Here is a 16,823-nt window from a genome sequence, read left to right on the forward strand (position 1 = left end):
CGATTGCCGTCGCGCGCTCCGGGTCCGTCCCGCTCATGCCCACATCGACGCCGACGGATTCCGGACCGCATGAAAATACTCTTCTACGCACCGCACACCGAAGCCGCCGCGTGGCTGCACGACTTTGCGCGCGCTCTGCCCGCCGCCGAGCTGCGCGAATGGAAGCCCGGCGACACCGGCCCAGCCGATTTCGCGGTGGTCTGGCGTCCGCCGCGCGAGATGCTGGCCGGACGCAATACGCTGCGCGCGATCTTCAATCTCGGCGCTGGCGTCGATGCGATTCTCGCGCTCGAACGCGCGCATCCAGGCACGTTGCCGCCCGAGGTGCCGTTGATTCGCCTCGAAGATACCGGCATGGGCGCGCAGATGGCCGAGTACGTGACGCATGCGGTGCTGCGCTATCTGCGCCGCTTCGACGAATATCAGGTGCTGCAAGGCGAGCGCCGCTGGAAAGTGCTCGAGCCGCATCCGCGCGCAACGTTCACGGTGGCTGTGCTCGGCCTCGGCGTGCTCGGCACACAGGTCGCGCAAACGCTCGCTTCGTTCGGCCTGCCGGTGCGCGGTTATAGTCGCGGCGAGAAGCAGATCGATGGCATCGCGACGTTCGCCGGCGACGCGCAATTCGATAGCTTCCTCGACGGCGCGAAGGTGCTCGTCAATCTGCTACCGCATACACCCGACACGGAAAGCGTGCTGAATGCGCGAGTCTTCGCGAAGCTCGCGCGCGGCGCATATCTGATCAACGTCGCGCGCGGCGCGCATCTCGTCGAAGCGGATCTGCTCGCTGCGCTCGCGAGCGGCCAGCTCGCCGCCGCGACGCTCGACGTGTTCCGCGAGGAACCGCTGCCCGCCGATCATCCTTTCTGGCGCGAGCCGCGCATCACGATCACGCCGCACACGTCGGCGCTGACGTTGCGCGAGGACAGCGTCGCGCAGGTCGCGGACAAGATCGGCGCGATGATGCGCGGTGAGCAGGTGAGCGGCGCAGTGCAACTGGAACGCGGCTACTGAGTGAAACCCGCGCCCGCACGCGTCGCAGGCGTGCGGGTTGAATTGAACTGCAGCAACGCGGCAGCACCCATCCCGGATGGGACAGCGATAAAACCGCATCGGATCGGAGACACATCATGGCCTTACCGAAGCAAGTGAAAATCGTCGAAGTGGGTCCGCGCGACGGGCTGCAGAACGAGAAGGAATTCGTGCCGACCGCGACCAAGATCGAGCTGATCAACCGTCTGTCGGCGGCGGGCTTCCGCAACGTCGAGGCAGCGTCTTTCGTGTCGCCGAAATGGGTGCCGCAGATGGCCGACGGCGCAGACCTGATGGCCGGCATCGAGCGCCGCGACGGCACGATTTACTCGGTGCTGACGCCGAACCTGCGCGGTTTCGAAGGCGCGCTCGCCGCGCGCGCCGACGAGATCGTCATCTTCGGCGCGGCGAGCGAGGCGTTCTCGCAGAAGAACATCAACTGCAGCATCGCGGAGAGCATCGAGCGATTCGCGCCAGTCGCCGCGGCGGCGAAACAACATAAGCTGCGGATTCGCGGCAGCGTGTCGTGCGCGCTCGGCTGCCCGTACCAGGGCGAAGTGCCGGTCGCGTCGGTCGTCGACGTCGTCAAGCGCTTCGCGGCGCTCGGCTGCGACGAGATCGATATCGCCGACACGATCGGCGTCGGCACGCCCAAGCGCACCCGCGAAGTGTTCGAGGCCGTGACCGAAGTGTTTCCGCGCGAGCATCTGTCGGGACACTTTCACGACACCTATGGCCAGGCGCTCGCGAACATCTACGCGGCGCTGCTCGAAGGCGTCGAGATTTTTCACGCGTCGGTCGCGGGGCTCGGCGGTTGCCCGTACGCGAAAGGCGCGACCGGCAACGTCGCGACCGAAGACGTGCTGTATCTGATGAACGGCCTCGGCATCGAGACCGGTATCGACCTCGCCCAGGTGGTCGAAATCGGCGACTTCATTTCGACCGCGATCGGCCGGCCCAACGTGTCGCGCGCCGGTAAAGCGCTGCTCGCGAAGGCCCGTAGCGAAGCGAATACCTGCGTATAAACGCTCTATCCATTTTCGATCAGGATCCCCAACGATGAACGACCTCGCGTCCTTCGACTCCGACGATCTCGCCGCGCTGCCCGACTCGGCACGCCGCGTCGCGCTGCTGCTGCGCGAACGCGGTCACGCGGGGCGAATCGTGATGCTGCCGGAAACCGGCAAGACTTCCGCCGAAGCGGCCGCCGGACTCGGCTGCTCGGTCGCGCAGATCGCGAAGTCAATCCTGTTCCGGCGCCGCGAAGACGACACGCCGGTGCTCGTGATCGCGAGCGGCGCGAATCGCGTCGACGAAAAGAAAGTGGCCGCGCAGGTCGGCGAGATCGGCCGCGCGGACGCGAAGTTCGTGCGCGAAAAGACCGGCTATGCGATCGGTGGCGTGTGCCCGGTCGGTCACGCGACCGAGCCTGTCACGTTGATCGATGCGGATTTGCTCGAGCTGGAGAGCCTGTGGGCGGCCGCCGGTCATCCGCACGCGGTGTTCAATCTGACCGCGCAGGAGCTGATCTCGCTCACAGGTGCGCCGGTCGTCGATGTCGCGTTGCGCGAGCCGGCCTGAACACGATGGCGAGCAGCAACGATTACGACGACAGGGACGAAGACGGTTGCGTGCCGTCGCCGTGCATCAGCGTGTGCAGGATGGATGCATCGACCGGCTGGTGCGAAGGATGCCTGCGCACGATCGACGAAATCGCCGGCTGGTCGACGCTCGACAACGACGCGAAGCGCGCGGTGTGGGACGCGATCGAAGTGCGCCACGCGACGTTAATGGCGCTGCGCACGACATCGACGACGAAGGAGAAGCAATGAACGCCGCGCCGCGCATCGTGACGCCCGGTGAAACGTTCAGTTCGACGCTCGAGTTGTCGGTGGATTCGATCAAATCGTTCGCGACGCTCGTCGTCGATCTGAACCCGTTGCATCACGATGAAGCGTATGCCGCGCAAAGCCGCTTTGGAGGCTTGATCGCATCGGGCACGCAACCCACCGCGTATTTCATGGCGCTGCTCGCCACGCATTTCTCTACTTACGCGCAACCGCTCGGCCTCGAATTCGATATCAAGCTGAAGAAGGCAGTGCAGGCGCACGACACCCTGACGATCACGTGGCGTGTGCACGACGCTCACTGGAAGCCGAGCCTGAACGGCGATCTGACCTATCTCGAAGGTTCGGTGGTCAATCAGCGCGGCGAGCTGATGTTGACGGGTACCTCGACGATCCTCGTGATGCCGAAGCCCGACGCGGTCGTGGACGCGCAAGCGAGAACGGTCGCACCATGATCGCGCTGCCCGCATCGATCCAGGTGTTCGAGCGCGGCTGGCTGTCGTCGAACAACGTGCTGCTCATCGACGACGCGTGCGCCGCGCTGGTCGATACCGGCTATGCGACGCACGCATCGCAGACGGTCGCGCTGGTACGCAACGCGTTGCGCGCGCGGCCGCTCGATCTGATCATCAACACGCATCTGCATTCGGATCACTGCGGCGGCAACGCGCTGTTGCAGGCTACGTGGCCTTGCCGCACGTTGATTCCGTCATCCGAAGCTGATGCCGTGCGCGGCTGGGACGAAACTCGCCTCAGCTTTCGCGCGACTGGTCAAACCTGCGAGCGCTTCGGCTTCACCGGCACGCTGGCACCCGGCGCACGTTTGCGGCTGGGCGCGCTCGACTGGCAGGTGCTCGGCGCGCCCGGCCACGATCCGCATTCGCTGATGCTCTATTGCGCGGACGAGCGCTTGCTGATCAGCGCGGACGCGCTATGGGAAAACGGCTTCGGTGTGATCTTTCCCGAACTCGAAGGCGAAAGCGGCTTCGCCGAGCAGCAAGCCGTGCTCGACCTGATCGCAACGCTCGACGTGCGCGTCGTCATCCCAGGCCACGGCGCGCCGTTCACGCATGTCGAAGCGGCGCTCGAACGCGCGATGTCGCGCGTCGCCTGGTTGCGCGCCGATCCCGCGCGCAACGCAAGGAACGCGCTGAAGGTGCTGATCGTATTCAAGCTGCTCGAAGTCCGCGAGATGAGCGTGGACACGCTTTTTCGCATGCTCGACGACGCGGCCGTGATGCGCGCCGCCGCCTCAATGCTGAAGCCGCGCGGCGAATGGCCAGCGTTGCTGAAGGGTATGATCGGGGAACTCTCGGCGAACGGTGGACCGCTCGAAGTGGACGGCACGCGCATTCTCGCGCGGCCTTGAACGTGTGATTGGCCCGTGCGGCGGAAAAGCGCACCGGAACGCAAACCCGTTCACACAAAAAGAAAGCCGCTCGACGAAGCGAGCGGCGGAACATCTGTTGGACGTGATCAGCGTCGCTACCAATGATACGCGTGTGGGTTTTTGCATCGCATCGGTGATTTCCCTACGGAAATTTGACGCCACGTTTTACGAATGCATACATGATCTGTCATCAAACGGCGTTAGGCGCTTGAACGCTTGCGCGTTATTCCGGAATCCGTAGCAATATCCGATTGAGTGTCGAATCGGCATTACGTGGACGATAAGCGCTTTCTCTGCGGCACGATCCGCCACCCGAGATTGACGCCCGCCGCCGCCAGCAGAATCAGCGCGGCGCCGAGCACCTGAATCCATGCGAGCGTCTGTCCGAACGCAAGCCGGTCGACGATGATCGCGACCACCGGATAGATGAACGACAACGCGCCTGTCATCGACGTCGGCAGCTTCTGGATCGCGCCATACAACAGAACGTACATGAGACCGGTATGGACGACGCCGAGCACGATCAGTTCGAGCCACTGCGCGCCGTTTGCCGGCAACGCGTCGAAGCGTACGAACGGCGCGAGCAACAGCACGCCGAGCGATACCTGGATCAGCGCGAGCAGATGCGGCGGCGTGCCCTTCAACCGCTTCGTGATGATCGACGACACCGCGTACATCGCCGCCGCGCCGACCGCATACGCGACGCCGACCAGATACTGCCCCGGCACCGCGAGCACGGCCGGCTCGACCTTCACGACGAACACGAGCCCGACGAACGCGACCACGAGCCACGCGATCGTCGATGCGCTGATGCGCTCGCGAAACACCAGCGCGCCGAGCCCGACCAACATGAACGGCTGCGTGTTGTAGACGGCCGTCGCCATCGAAATCGACGCGCGTGAATACGCGGCGAACAGCAATACCCAGTTCACGACGATCGCCGCGCCGCCGAGCAACGCGAGGCCGAGCATCTTCCACGAAAACTGCTCGCGGCGGAACAGGCCGAGTACGGCACACACGAGCGCGAGCGTCGCGCCGCCGAAAATGCAGCGGAAAAACACCACATTGAAGGGGCTTTGCTGCGACGATACGACGAGCCAGCCGATCGTGCCCGACATCAGCATCGCGATGCTCATCTCCGCCGCGCCACGGCGGATGTCGCTGGGCGAACTGCTCGAGGTCGTGACGGAAGCGTTGTTTGAAGCCATGATTCGATCCCGGATTGTGACTGCATAACTGGCAGTGTAATTAATCCACCCGCGCCAATACATGGCTAAACTTAAGCGTTACCGCATTTTCACCTCATAAACGAAGGCCTCGTGAGCAAACGCTTTGCATCGATCGGCGCGGTCGCACTCGACGACACCGACCGCGCACTGCTCGCCGCGCTCGCGCAGGACGCGCGCCAGCCGGTCAGCGAACTCGCGCGCGTCGTCGGCTTATCGGCGCCCAGCACGGCCGAACGGGTGCGGCGGCTCGAAGCGCAGGGCGTGATCGAGCGCTTCACCGTGCAGATCGATCCGCGCGCGCTCGGCTTCACGCTGCAGGCGATAGTGCGCGTGAAGCCGCTGCCCGGGCAGCTGCATCTGGTGGAGGAAGTGATCCGGCGCATTCCGGAGTTCGTCGAATGCGACAAGGTGACTGGCGACGACTGTTTCATCTGCCGCCTGTACCTGCATTCGATCGAGCAGCTCGACGAGATCCTGTCGAAAGTGACCGAGCGCGCGGAGACCAGCACGGCGATCGTCAAGTCGACGCCGGTCGCGCGACGGCTGCCGCCACTCGGCTAACGAAGGTCCATCGCAGGTCAAACGAAGGTCGCGCGAAGCAGCCCGGCGCTTATTGTTCGAGCGTCTCGAAAAACGACAGCATCTCGGCGACCAGTTCGTCCGGCGCTTCCTCGGGCAGATAGTGCCCGCACGATAGCGCGCGGCCGCTCACGTCGCGCGCGACATGCCGCCATTCGTCGAGCGCATCGAAGCATTTTTCGATCACTCCCTTGTCGCCCCACAGCACCCGCAGCGGACAGCCGATCTTGTTGCCGCGCTCGATATCGGCGCGATCATGTTCGAGGTCGATGCTCGCCGACGCGCGATAGTCCTCGCACATCGCGTGCACCGCACCCGGTTGGGCGAGCGCCGCCCGATACGCGTCGAGCGCGGTGGGATCGAACGGTGCGAGACCCGCGTGACGTCCGCCCATCACCGCGTCGACATAGGCGGCCGGATTTGCGCCGATCAACGTTTCGGGCAGCGGCTCGGGCTGGATCAGGAAGAACCAGTGGAAGTAGTGCGTTGCGAACGCGCGGTCGGTGGCTTCGTACATCGCGAGTGTCGGCGCGATATCGAGCAGCATCAAACGCTCGACCGCCTCGGCATGATCGAGCGCCATCCGGTGCGCGACGCGCGCGCCGCGATCGTGCGCACAGACGAGGAAGCGCTCGAAGCCGAAGTGGCGCATCACCGCGACCTGGTCGGCGGCCATCACGCGTTTCGAATACGGTGCGTGCGCGGCATCGCTCGGCGGTTTGCCCGACGCGCCATAGCCGCGCAGATCGGTTGCGATCACCGTGAAGTGCTGCGCGAGCGGCGCGGCGCAGCGTTCCCAGATCAGATGCGATTGCGGATGGCCGTGCAGCAGAAGCAGAGGCGGCCCGGCACCGCCCTTCACTCCGAAAATGTCGACATCGCCCACGGCGACGCGAAAAGACGTGAAATTTTCGAAGGCCATGACGTCTCGTTGATCGTTTGAGGTCCGTGCATTGTAGAAGGCCAACAGGTCCGTGCGAGGTGGGATATCCCACGCAGACATGGAACCTGAATACTCCTTCGAACCGTTCCAAACGGGCCTACCGTGGGTGGGTCGCCCGCTTCGCCTATAATCGAACGACCGTTCTTAAATGTTTGCCGCGACTTCGGACGCCGGTTTCGTTCGATTGCCACACGCATTCGCCGGTCAACCCGCCGCAAGCCGTGTGCCGCTAAACTCATTCATCTATTCGCCGGGCGCACGTCGCACCGGTTGGCCCCACCTGGAGACTCGCACCATGGCATTGCCCGCCGTTCTGCAAAACCTCGCGCTGCCCGTCGTCGCTTCGCCGATGTTCATCGTCAGCTATCCCGAACTCGTGCTGGCGCAGTGCAAGGCCGGTATCGTCGGCTCGTTCCCTGCTCTCAACGCGCGTCCGGCCGAGCTGCTCGACGAATGGCTGACGCAGATCCAGGCGCAACTCGCCGGGCACAAGGCCGCGAACCCGGATGCGGTGATCGGCCCGATCGCGGTCAATCAGATCGTTCATCAGTCGAATGCGCGGCTCGAGCATGACGTGCGCGTCTGCGTCGAGCACAAGGTGCCGATCTTCATCACCAGCCTGCGCGCGCCGGCACGCGAGATCGTCGATGCGGTGCATAGCTACGGCGGCATCGTGCTGCACGACGTGATCAATCTGCGTCATGCGCAGAAGGCGCTGGAAGCCGGCGTCGACGGGCTGATTCTGGTCGCATCGGGCGCGGGCGGCCACGCTGGCACCACCTCGCCGTTCGCGCTGGTCGGCGAGGTGCGGCGCATTTTCGACGGCCCGATCGTGCTGTCGGGCTCGATCGCCAACGGCGGCTCGATTCTCGCCGCGCAGGCGATGGGCGCGGACCTCGCGTACATGGGCACGCGCTTCATCGCCACCAAAGAAGCGCACGCGGTCGACAGCTACAAGCAGGCGATCATCAATGCGAAGGCGTCGGACATCATCTACACGAATCTGTTCACCGGCGTGCACGGCAACTACATCCGCGAGAGCATTACGAACGCGGGCCTCGATCCCGACGCGCTGCCCGAATCGGACAAGACCAGGATGAACTTCGGCGGCGACAAGGCGAAGGCGTGGAAGGACATCTGGGGCGCGGGCCAGGGCGTCGGCCTGATGGACGACGTGCCGGACGTCGCCGAACTCGTGCGGCGTCTGAAGAACGAATACGACGACGCGAAGGCGCGGCTCGGCATCGCGCGCTGAGGTGAAGAACGGAGCGGGCCGGGGCGCCCGCTCGCGGCCTACATATTCCGCCGATACTGCCCACCCACCTCGAACAGCGCGTGGGTGATCTGCCCGAGCGAACACACGCGCACCACGTCCATCAGCACCGCGAACACGTTGCCGTCGTCGATCACCGCGCGCTTCAGGCGTTCGAGCGCCTCGGGCGCGGCCTCGCGGTGGCGCGTCTGGAAGTCGCGCAACCGCCGCAGTTGACTCTGCTTCTCCGCGTCGGTGGAACGCGCGAGCACCAGCGGCCGCGGCGCTTCATGCGGATGCGCGCTCAGGAACGTGTTCACGCCGACGATCGGATACGAGCCGTCATGCTTGCGATGCTCGTACAGCATCGACTCGTCCTGAATCCGTCCGCGCTGATAGCCGGTTTCCATCGCGCCGAGCACGCCGCCGCGCTCTGTCAGCCGCTCGAATTCGGCTAGCACCGCTTCCTCGACCAGATCGGTCAATTCGTCGATCACGAAGCTGCCCTGATTCGGATTCTGGTTCTTCGCGAGCCCCCATTCGCGATTGATGATCAGCTGGATCGCAACTGCGCGGCGCACCGATTCCTCGGTCGGCGTCGTGATCGCTTCGTCGAACGCATTGGTGTGCAGCGAGTTGCAGTTGTCGTAGATCGCGATCAGCGCCTGCAGCGTCGTGCGGATGTCGTTGAAATCGATCTCCTGCGCGTGCAGGCTGCGGCCCGACGTCTGCACGTGATACTTGAGCTTCTGACTGCGCTCGTTCGCGCCATAGCGCTCGCGCATCGCGACCGCCCAGATGCGTCGCGCGACGCGGCCGAGCACCGTGTATTCCGGGTCCATACCGTTCGAGAAGAAGAACGACAGATTCGGCGCGAAGTCGTCGATCGACATGCCGCGCGCGAGATACGCCTCGACGTAGGTGAAGCCGTTCGCGAGCGTGTACGCGAGCTGCGAGATGGGGTTCGCGCCGGCCTCGGCGATGTGATAGCCGGAAATCGACACCGAATAGAAATTGCGCACGCCGTGTTCGACGAAATACGCCTGAATGTCACCCATCACCTTCAGGCTGAATTCGGTCGAGAAGATGCAGGTGTTCTGCCCCTGGTCTTCTTTCAGGATGTCGGCCTGCACGGTGCCGCGCACGTTTTCGAGCGCGGCGCGGCGCGTTGCGGCGAGTTCGGCTTCGGTCAACGGGCAGCCTTGCTGTTGCTCGCCCAGCGCGATCTGCTGGTCGATCGCGACGTTGAAGAACATCGCGAGGATCGTCGGCGCGGGGCCGTTGATCGTCATCGAGACCGACGTATCCGGCGAGCACAGATCGAAGCCGTCATACAGCGTCTTCATGTCGTCGAGCGTCGCGACCGACACACCCGAATTGCCGACCTTGCCGTAGATGTCCGGGCGCTCGTGCGGCTCCTCACCGTAAAGCGTCACCGAGTCGAACGCGGTGGATAGCCGTTTGGCCGGCATGCCTTCCGACAGCAACTTGAAGCGACGATTCGTGCGCTGCGGATCGCCCTCGCCCGCGAACATGCGCGTCGGGTCCTCGTTCTCGCGACGAAACGGAAACACGCCAGCGGTGAATGGGAAATAGCCGGGCAGATTGTCGAGCATCAGCCAGCGCAGGATCTCGCCGTGATCGACGAATTTCGGCAGCGACACTTTGCGGATTTCGGAGCCGGACAGCGTCGTGACCGTCAGCGCGGTGCGGATTTCGCGCTCGCGGATGCGCACCACATGTTCGTCGCCCGCATAGGCGGCCACCGTTTGCGGCCACGCGTCGAGCAGCTTGCGTTCGCGCTCGCCGAGCGCGGCGCCGCGTTGGTCGATCAGCGCATCGAGCGACGAGCCGTCGCTGCCCGCCTCGCCGAGCATGCGGCGCGTCTCGACGATCTGCCAGCGTTCCCGCGCGATTTGCGCCTGCGCGTCGGCCCGCGCTCGATAGCCGCGTACCGTCTGCGCGATGTCGGCCAGATAGCGCACGCGCGCGGGCGGCACGATCGCATGCAGGTTGCTCGAAAAGCGCAGGCCTTCGGTCGCGCCGAGCCGTGCGCCGCCCTCGCGCAGGCCATGCGTGCGCAGCCCATTAGCGATGCGCCGGTACAGCGCGGTCACACCGTCGTCGTTGAAGCGCGACGCGATCGTGCCGAACACTGGCATCGCGTCGGGCGATGTCGCGAAGTCCCCGCGATTGCGCTGCACCTGCTTCGCGACGTCGCGCAGCGCATCCTGCGCACCCTTGCGATCGAACTTGTTGATCGCGACGAAGCTCGCGAAGTCGAGCATGTCGATCTTCTCTAGCTGGCTCGCGGCGCCGAACTCCGGCGTCATCACGTACAGCGATTCGTCGACGAACGGCACGATCGCCGCATCGCCCTGACCGATCCCCGAAGTCTCGACGACGATCAGATCGAAGCCCGCCACCTTGCACAGCATCAGCGCGGCGGGTAGCGAATCGGAGAGTTCGGTCGATGCCTCACGCGTCGCCATCGAGCGCATATAGATGCGGGCGCCGCCGCCCCAATCGCCGATCGCATTCATGCGGATGCGGTCGCCAAGCAGCGCGCCGCCGGATTTTCGGCGCGACGGATCGATCGCGAGCACGGCGATGTTCAGCGTGTCGCCGTAATCGAGCCGGAAACGGCGGATCAGCTCGTCGGTCAGCGACGACTTGCCCGCGCCGCCGGTGCCGGTGATGCCCAGCACCGGGATGCGTGGCGCTTGCGCGAGCGTCGCTAGCTGGTCGCGCGCGGCGGCGTCGACGCTGTTCGTTTCGAACGCGCTGATCAGTTGCGCGAGGCGGCGGAAGATCGGCGCGGCGGGATCGGCGGGGTGCGAGCCAGGAGCAGTGCCAGCGTGCGGAGCATGGGCCTCACCGCAACGCGGCAATGGCCGCGCGGCCAGCTCGGCGAGCCATTCGCGCACCGGCGTCGGCCGCGCCGCGTCGGCCGCGCGCGCCCCTTCGACGCAGCGGGCGATCATGTCATCGATCATGCCTTGCAGACCGAGCCGCTGACCGTCGTGCGGCGAGTAGATTTTTTCGACGCCGTCGCGTTCGAGCGCGGCAATTTCCTCGGGGACGATCACGCCCCCGCCGCCGCCGAATACCTTGATGCGCTCGCCGCCGCTTGCACGCAGCAAATCCACCAGGTAGCGGAAGTATTCGTTGTGGCCGCCCTGATAGCTCGACACGGCGACGCCGTCGGCGTCCTCGTTGAGCGCGGCAGTCGCGACTTCGGCGACGGAGCGGTTGTGGCCGAGGTGGATCACCTCGACGCCGCTTGCCTGCAGGATGCGCCGCATGATGTTGATCGACGCGTCGTGGCCGTCGAACAGCGCGGCGGCGGTGACGAAGCGCAAGCGCCGGCCCGCGGGCAGCTCGTGGCTGCCGGCACGCTGCGGCGTGGACAGATCGGTCATGTCTCCCCCAGATCATTTGACTGACGGGTGTTCACAGTCAGTATATAGAAATGGGGTAACACGGCGCCGGGGCGCGGGGCGGGCGATTGGCGACGTAGGTTCGGTGCTTCGCGAAACGCTACCGCACCGCCAACGCCTTGATCTCGTCGAGCGACGGCCACAGCGATTCGCTTGCGAACCGCGCCGCCAGAAAATCGACGAATGAGCGCACCTTGGCCGATAGATGCCGTCGGCTCGTGTAGACGACGTGGATCGGCAGCTCCCGCGGCGGCACCTGGTCGACGAGCAGCGGCACGAGCCGCCCTTCGGCGAGATCGCTGCCGATCACCTCGGTGCCCAGCATCGCGATGCCCGCGCCATGCAGCACGACCACGCGCTGCGCCTCGAGCTGATTGACGATCAGGTTGCCCGACAGGCGCACACGCGAGCCCGCGTCGCCGGTCGCGACTTCGAGCGCCGATACGCCCGCGTACTGCAGATAGTTGTGGCGCGCGAGATCGGCGACGCTCTTCGGCGTGCCATGCTTGCGCAGATAGGCGGGCGATGCGCACAGCACCAGATGCGCGGTCGCGATCTGCCGCGCGATCAGCGACGACGACTTGAGCCCGCCAGGCGACGCGCGGATCGCGACGTCGAAGCCCTCGTCAATCAGCTCGACGACGCGGTCGGACAGTGTCATATCGACGGTGACCTGCGGGTACTGCGCGGCGTAGTCCGCGACCGCGGCCATCACGTGATTCAGGCCGAACGCCGACAGCGACGACACCCGCAGCCGCCCGTGCGGCACGACGCTTGCCGCGCCGACCGCCTGGCCGGCTTCGTCGAGCTCGGTGAGCGCCTGACTCAGCCGCTCGTAGTACTCGCGGCCTGCCTCGGTCGGCGCGACGCGGCGCGTGGTGCGGTTCAGGAGCCGCGCGCCGAGCTGCTGCTCCAGATGCATCACATGCTTGCTCGCCATCGCCGCCGACATCTCCATCTTCTCCGCCGCGCCGACGAAACTGCCGGCTTCGACCACGTGGCGAAACACTTTCATGCTGACGAGGGTGTCCATCTCAGTCGCTCGCTTCAGGAATCAATCGACGTCATTTTGCCGGGTTTATCAAAAGGACGGCAGCAAACGCTCGTACTCGACGGCACCCGAAAACGACAAAGCCCGCGTTCCGGGCGGAACGCGGGCTTTGCGGTGACACCGTGGGCCGAGATCAGAACTTCGCGCGCAACCCCGCGCCATATGTATTGCCGCTCGACTGACCGGTGATGTGGTCATACAGGTACGCGGCATAGACATCGGTGCGCTTGGACAGCGGATAGTCGTAGCCGACCGCCGCCGTCTGGCGCGTCTGGTTAGAACCGCCGCCGTTACGCGAATACGCATACGACGCCATCACCGTGCCCGGCCCAAACGGCACCGTGACGCCGCCCTGTCCCGTGTTGACGTGCCAGCTCGTGACCTGCTGGTCGTTGTACGTGTACATGTACTGGCCGTACAGCTTGACGAACTTCAGGTCGTACGACACGCCCGCCTGCGCGACGCTCTGGCTGCGCAGACCCGGCACGCCCGACGTTTCGAAGCTGCCGAGGTCGCCCGGCACGTTGTTGAAGTTCACGTACTGGTACACCGCCGTCGCCGCGAACGGCCCGTGGAAGTACAGCACCTGGCCGCTCCACTTCTTCGCGCCATTCTGGGTCGTGTTGCCGAGCGCGTACATCGCCGTCGCCGACAGACCGTTGAAGTTCGGCGTCGCATACGACACCGCGTTGTTCCAGCCGGAGTCGCCGGTCACGCCCTGGTCGGTCGTGTAGGTCGGGAACGTGCCCAGGCCGAGGTACACGTGATAGACCATCGGCGAGAACCAGTACGAATCGACGAACGGGTTGAACAGGATCGTCGACACGAACAGCGGCGTGGTCAGACGGCCGGCGGTCACCGTGCCGTACGGCGATTCGATGCCGACGTAAGCATTGCGCGAGAACGTCGTGTCGCCGGTGAAGCGGCCGTACTCGCCGGTTTGCGCGCGGAAGAAGCCTTCGATAGTGAAGATCGCCTTGTAGCCGTTGCCCAGATCCTCGGTCCCCTTGAAGCCCCAGTACGACGTCGACATGCCACCGCCCGACACGACCACCGCGGTCTTGCCACCCGGAAACTTCTGCGAGCCGACCCATTCGTCGACCTGGCCGTAGAGCTGCACGCTCGATTGCGCGAACGCCGACGACGCGCCCGCCAGCGCGGCGACGCATGCGGTGGCCTTGAGAGTAGTCTTCAGCGCGCTGCTGAGGCTTGTGTTCATGGATTCTCCAATTTTTGTCAAAAGGGTGTGGCTGTGCGAAAGGGGGAGCTCGCGCGAAACGTTGTTGTTATCCGTTCGATCGTCGAGTCAATCTGGGCGGGTTCCATCTTTGCGGACCATTTTTATAAACAAAAATATCGCTGCTTATTGCGGGTATATCGGTCTGATTAGTTTGGTCGGTTATCGGCTTGATACGACGCTTCAGAGCGGACTGGCGCCGCCCCCTGGACGCAATGCGGCATGCGGCGAACGGCGCGCCACAGCGTGCGTGAACGCCTTAAATGACGGGCCGATGACGCGACGCGGCAGAATGCCAAGATTTGACCCTGACCGGTACTTCGATGCCGGGTGTTTTCAAAAAAGTGTGGCGTCGAAACGTCAGATTCGGGGCTACGGCGCAGAGGGAGGCGCGCGAAGCCGCGCGAGGGATCGCGGGAAGGGATCTGGAAGACGGGTTTCGAGACCGCGGTTGTCGCGGTTAGGTGGTTTGCGAAATCGCGCTCAGCTAATTCCGATACGGTGAACCGCCCGGCTGCCGCGGATCGTCGGCGGGGCGTTGCATCGGGCGCGCTGCGCCACGCTCTTCGTTGTAACGGGCGACGTCGGCGCGGATCGAGCCGTTGCGTATCGGCATGTTGGACGGGGGATGCGGCACCGGACGCGACTCGGCGCTGACCGGCGTGATCGCGCCCGCATAGCTGGACGGATCGCCGACACGGCGCATGCCGGACTTGTAGCTGCCGAAGCCGTAACCGAAATTGGCGTCCGCGATACTCGGGCTGCCGCGCTGCGCGCGTGCGTCATGAGAAGCCGTCGCATTGTGCGAGCCGCGCGGAGCAGGTGCGCCGCCCGCACCGGAATAACGGCCGTCGCCACGCATCTCCATGCGCGGTGCGCGCCCGGCAGCGTCGCGCGAATAAGCGCCGCCCGCGGCGGCACCGCCGCCATGCGGCCCATCCGTCCCCTTCGCATAGGCGAACGAGCACAGCACGGCGATGACCGCGCCCCACGCCCAGTGCCTCGTTCTCGACAACCCGTCCACCTTGTGACTCTCACGCCCGAAGACTTGCCTGAAATCCACCGTTCGAGCTGCGATGGACCTGTTGCGGGAGGAGAAAAGCGCCGCGTTCGTGTCGCGGCGCAGGGCATCCCTGCGGCGTTTGAACGAGTAATTTATGGTCGGGGGCAGAGGGTGTCGAGCCAAAAAGTGTTAGGTCTCGTCGGTGGATGTAACGCCCTGTTACTGCGGCGTTTTTCCGCGCCGGAGCCCTCATGCGGACGCGCCTCGGCGGCTTGCTGGCCGGCGTTTTCGCCTGGTCCGCGCGGGCGCCGGTTGTTGCAAATAAACGGCGCTTGCAACGTCAACGGTTAAACGGTTTGTCGCGGGAGAGCACCTCGCCAATACTGAAACCTGGCGCGTCGCGCAAATGGCCTCGGCCTGATTGGGGGGCAATGCGCAAACCTCATTAATCGATTCGGCAAATGAATTTGTGTTTTCAATCGGTTTTCGACAACAATAGCCGCTTTCCATTGGCATGGACCCCGCCCTGACAGGCCCGTCCCATGCTTACACCGCCTCATTGAATCGAGATTGCGACATGGCCCGCGCGAAATTCCTGCCCGATAACTTCACCCTGTGCCTCGTCGGCACCGTGATCCTCGCCAGCTTCCTGCCCGTTCATGGACAGGCCGCCGTGGGGTTCGACTGGGTGACGAACATCGCGGTCGGCCTGCTGTTCTTCCTGCACGGCGCCAAGCTGTCACGCGAGGCGATCATTGCGGGCGCGACGCACTGGCGCCTTCACGTCGTGGTGCTGCTGAGCACGTTCGCGCTGTTTCCGCTGCTCGGCCTCGCGCTTAAACCGGTCCTCTCGCCGCTGGTCACGCCGTCGCTCTACGCCGGCGTCCTCTTCCTCTGCACGCTCCCATCGACGGTCCAGTCGTCGATCGCGTTCACGTCCATTGCCAAGGGCAACGTGCCGGCCGCGGTATGCAGCGCGTCCGCCTCGAGCCTGCTCGGCATCTTCGTCACTCCAGCACTCGTCAGCGTCATCGTGACGAATCAGGCCGCGAGCGGCGGTGCGTCGCCGTGGCATACGATGGGCAACATCGTGCTGCAACTGCTCGTGCCGTTCGTTGCCGGCCAACTGCTGCGCCCGCTGATCGGCAAGTGGATCGAGAAGAATCGCGGCGTGCTGAAGTTCGTCGACCAGGGCTCGATCCTGCTCGTGGTGTACGGCGCGTTCAGCGAGGCCGTCACCGAAGGCCTGTGGCACACGATTCCGCTGTCGGCGCTCGGCGGCCTCGTCGTGGTAAACGCCGTGCTGCTCGCGCTCGCGCTGGCCGTGACGATCTTCGCGAGCAAGCGGCTCGGCTTCAACCGCGCGGACCAGATCACGATCATCTTCTGCGGCTCGAAGAAGAGCCTCGCCGCCGGCGTGCCGATGGCCAAAGTGATCTTCGCGTCGCATGCGGTCGGCGCCGTGGTGCTGCCGCTGATGCTGTTCCACCAGATCCAGCTGATGGTCTGCGCCGCGCTCGCGCAACGCTGGGGCGCCCGCGACCTCAGCGGCGAGAACAATGCCGCGGCGCGGCGACCCGCCGCCGCCGTCGCGCGCCGTTGAAAACACACGCAATGCAAACAGGACATTCATAAGCGCCCTCCCTGAGCGTCGTTTTGATCGTGTAAAGCAAGCCGCCTTCGGGCGGCTTTTCTTTTGGCTCTTCACTGGCCTTTGTCGTTATTTCACGCGCAAACGCTCTCGCTGTCGCCTCGGCCGGATGGCATAGGACGATTCTCGAACCGTCTCGAAAACGGCATCCCGCGTGGTGTTTAGTTGTTTT

General features: G+C 64.8%; 15 protein-coding genes. 9 read left to right on the forward strand and 6 right to left on the reverse strand.

The window, feature by feature from the left end; translation table 11 throughout:
- Positions 1-69 precede the first annotated feature (69 nt).
- The 6 genes from OKW44_RS25950 to OKW44_RS25975 all read left to right on the forward strand — a co-directional run bounded on the left by OKW44_RS25950 (position 70) and on the right by OKW44_RS25975 (position 4,245).
- The gene (locus OKW44_RS25950; protein WP_018419229.1) at positions 70-1,011 is read left to right on the forward strand and encodes a 2-hydroxyacid dehydrogenase; all 942 of its coding nucleotides are present in this window, start codon (positions 70-72) and stop codon (positions 1,009-1,011) included.
- Positions 1,012-1,127: 116 nt separating this feature from the next.
- Entirely contained in the window at positions 1,128-2,054 is a 927-nt protein-coding gene (locus OKW44_RS25955; protein ID WP_018419228.1) for a hydroxymethylglutaryl-CoA lyase, read from the forward strand.
- A gap of 34 nt (positions 2,055-2,088) precedes the next feature.
- A complete protein-coding gene (locus tag OKW44_RS25960) occupies positions 2,089-2,610 on the forward strand; it encodes a YbaK/EbsC family protein (RefSeq protein WP_018419227.1) in 522 nt (173 codons plus the stop codon).
- A 5-nt stretch (positions 2,611-2,615) separates the two neighbouring features.
- Entirely contained in the window at positions 2,616-2,861 is a 246-nt protein-coding gene (locus OKW44_RS25965) for a DUF1289 domain-containing protein (protein ID WP_018419226.1), read from the forward strand.
- Positions 2,858-3,331 (forward strand): MaoC family dehydratase, encoded by a 474-nt coding sequence (locus OKW44_RS25970; protein WP_018419225.1) that lies wholly within the window; start codon positions 2,858-2,860, stop codon positions 3,329-3,331. The genes OKW44_RS25965 and OKW44_RS25970 overlap by 4 nt, the downstream gene beginning before the upstream one ends.
- Positions 3,328-4,245 (forward strand): MBL fold metallo-hydrolase, encoded by a 918-nt coding sequence (locus OKW44_RS25975; RefSeq protein WP_018419224.1) that lies wholly within the window; start codon positions 3,328-3,330, stop codon positions 4,243-4,245. Before OKW44_RS25970 ends, OKW44_RS25975 begins: the two co-directional genes overlap by 4 nt.
- A gap of 290 nt (positions 4,246-4,535) precedes the next feature.
- Here OKW44_RS25975 and OKW44_RS25980 read toward each other — a convergent pair whose 3' ends face one another.
- Positions 4,536-5,474 carry a DMT family transporter gene (locus OKW44_RS25980; protein WP_018419223.1) on the reverse strand — a complete coding sequence of 313 codons (939 nt, stop codon included), beginning with the start codon at positions 5,472-5,474 and terminating at the stop codon, positions 4,536-4,538.
- 111 nt (positions 5,475-5,585) lie between these two features.
- Here OKW44_RS25980 and OKW44_RS25985 point away from each other — a divergent pair, with 111 nt between their 5' ends.
- A complete protein-coding gene (locus tag OKW44_RS25985; RefSeq protein WP_018419222.1) occupies positions 5,586-6,056 on the forward strand; it encodes an Lrp/AsnC family transcriptional regulator in 471 nt (156 codons plus the stop codon).
- A 49-nt stretch (positions 6,057-6,105) separates the two neighbouring features.
- On the opposite strand, the gene OKW44_RS25990 is transcribed toward OKW44_RS25985, so the two are convergent.
- On the reverse strand, positions 6,106-6,996 hold the full coding sequence (locus OKW44_RS25990; RefSeq protein WP_018419221.1) for an alpha/beta fold hydrolase: 891 nt from the start codon (positions 6,994-6,996) through the stop codon (positions 6,106-6,108).
- Between the two features lie 316 nt (positions 6,997-7,312).
- Between OKW44_RS25990 and OKW44_RS25995 the strand changes: the two genes are divergently transcribed.
- A complete protein-coding gene (locus OKW44_RS25995; RefSeq protein ID WP_018419220.1) occupies positions 7,313-8,272 on the forward strand; it encodes an NAD(P)H-dependent flavin oxidoreductase in 960 nt (319 codons plus the stop codon).
- Between the two features lie 38 nt (positions 8,273-8,310).
- On the opposite strand, the gene icmF is transcribed toward OKW44_RS25995, so the two are convergent.
- The 4 genes from icmF to OKW44_RS26015 form a co-directional block, all read right to left on the reverse strand.
- Complete coding sequence (gene icmF / locus OKW44_RS26000) at positions 8,311-11,691, reverse strand: fused isobutyryl-CoA mutase/GTPase IcmF (RefSeq protein WP_018419219.1); 3,381 nt, start codon at positions 11,689-11,691, stop codon at positions 8,311-8,313.
- 118 nt (positions 11,692-11,809) lie between these two features.
- Positions 11,810-12,742 (reverse strand): LysR family transcriptional regulator, encoded by a 933-nt coding sequence (locus OKW44_RS26005; protein WP_018419218.1) that lies wholly within the window; start codon positions 12,740-12,742, stop codon positions 11,810-11,812.
- Positions 12,743-12,893: 151 nt separating this feature from the next.
- The gene (locus OKW44_RS26010) at positions 12,894-13,979 is read right to left on the reverse strand and encodes a porin (RefSeq protein ID WP_018419217.1); all 1,086 of its coding nucleotides are present in this window, start codon (positions 13,977-13,979) and stop codon (positions 12,894-12,896) included.
- 505 nt (positions 13,980-14,484) lie between these two features.
- The gene (locus OKW44_RS26015) at positions 14,485-15,021 is read right to left on the reverse strand and encodes a hypothetical protein (RefSeq protein WP_035470529.1); all 537 of its coding nucleotides are present in this window, start codon (positions 15,019-15,021) and stop codon (positions 14,485-14,487) included.
- Positions 15,022-15,577: 556 nt separating this feature from the next.
- On the opposite strand from OKW44_RS26015, the gene OKW44_RS26020 reads away from it, so the two are divergent.
- Entirely contained in the window at positions 15,578-16,603 is a 1,026-nt protein-coding gene (locus OKW44_RS26020; protein WP_018419215.1) for a bile acid:sodium symporter family protein, read from the forward strand.
- Positions 16,604-16,823: the final 220 nt, after the last annotated feature.

The sequence above is a fragment of the Paraburkholderia lebeckiae genome, assembly GCF_050436325.1.
GTDB lineage: Bacteria > Pseudomonadota > Gammaproteobacteria > Burkholderiales > Burkholderiaceae > Paraburkholderia > Paraburkholderia tuberum.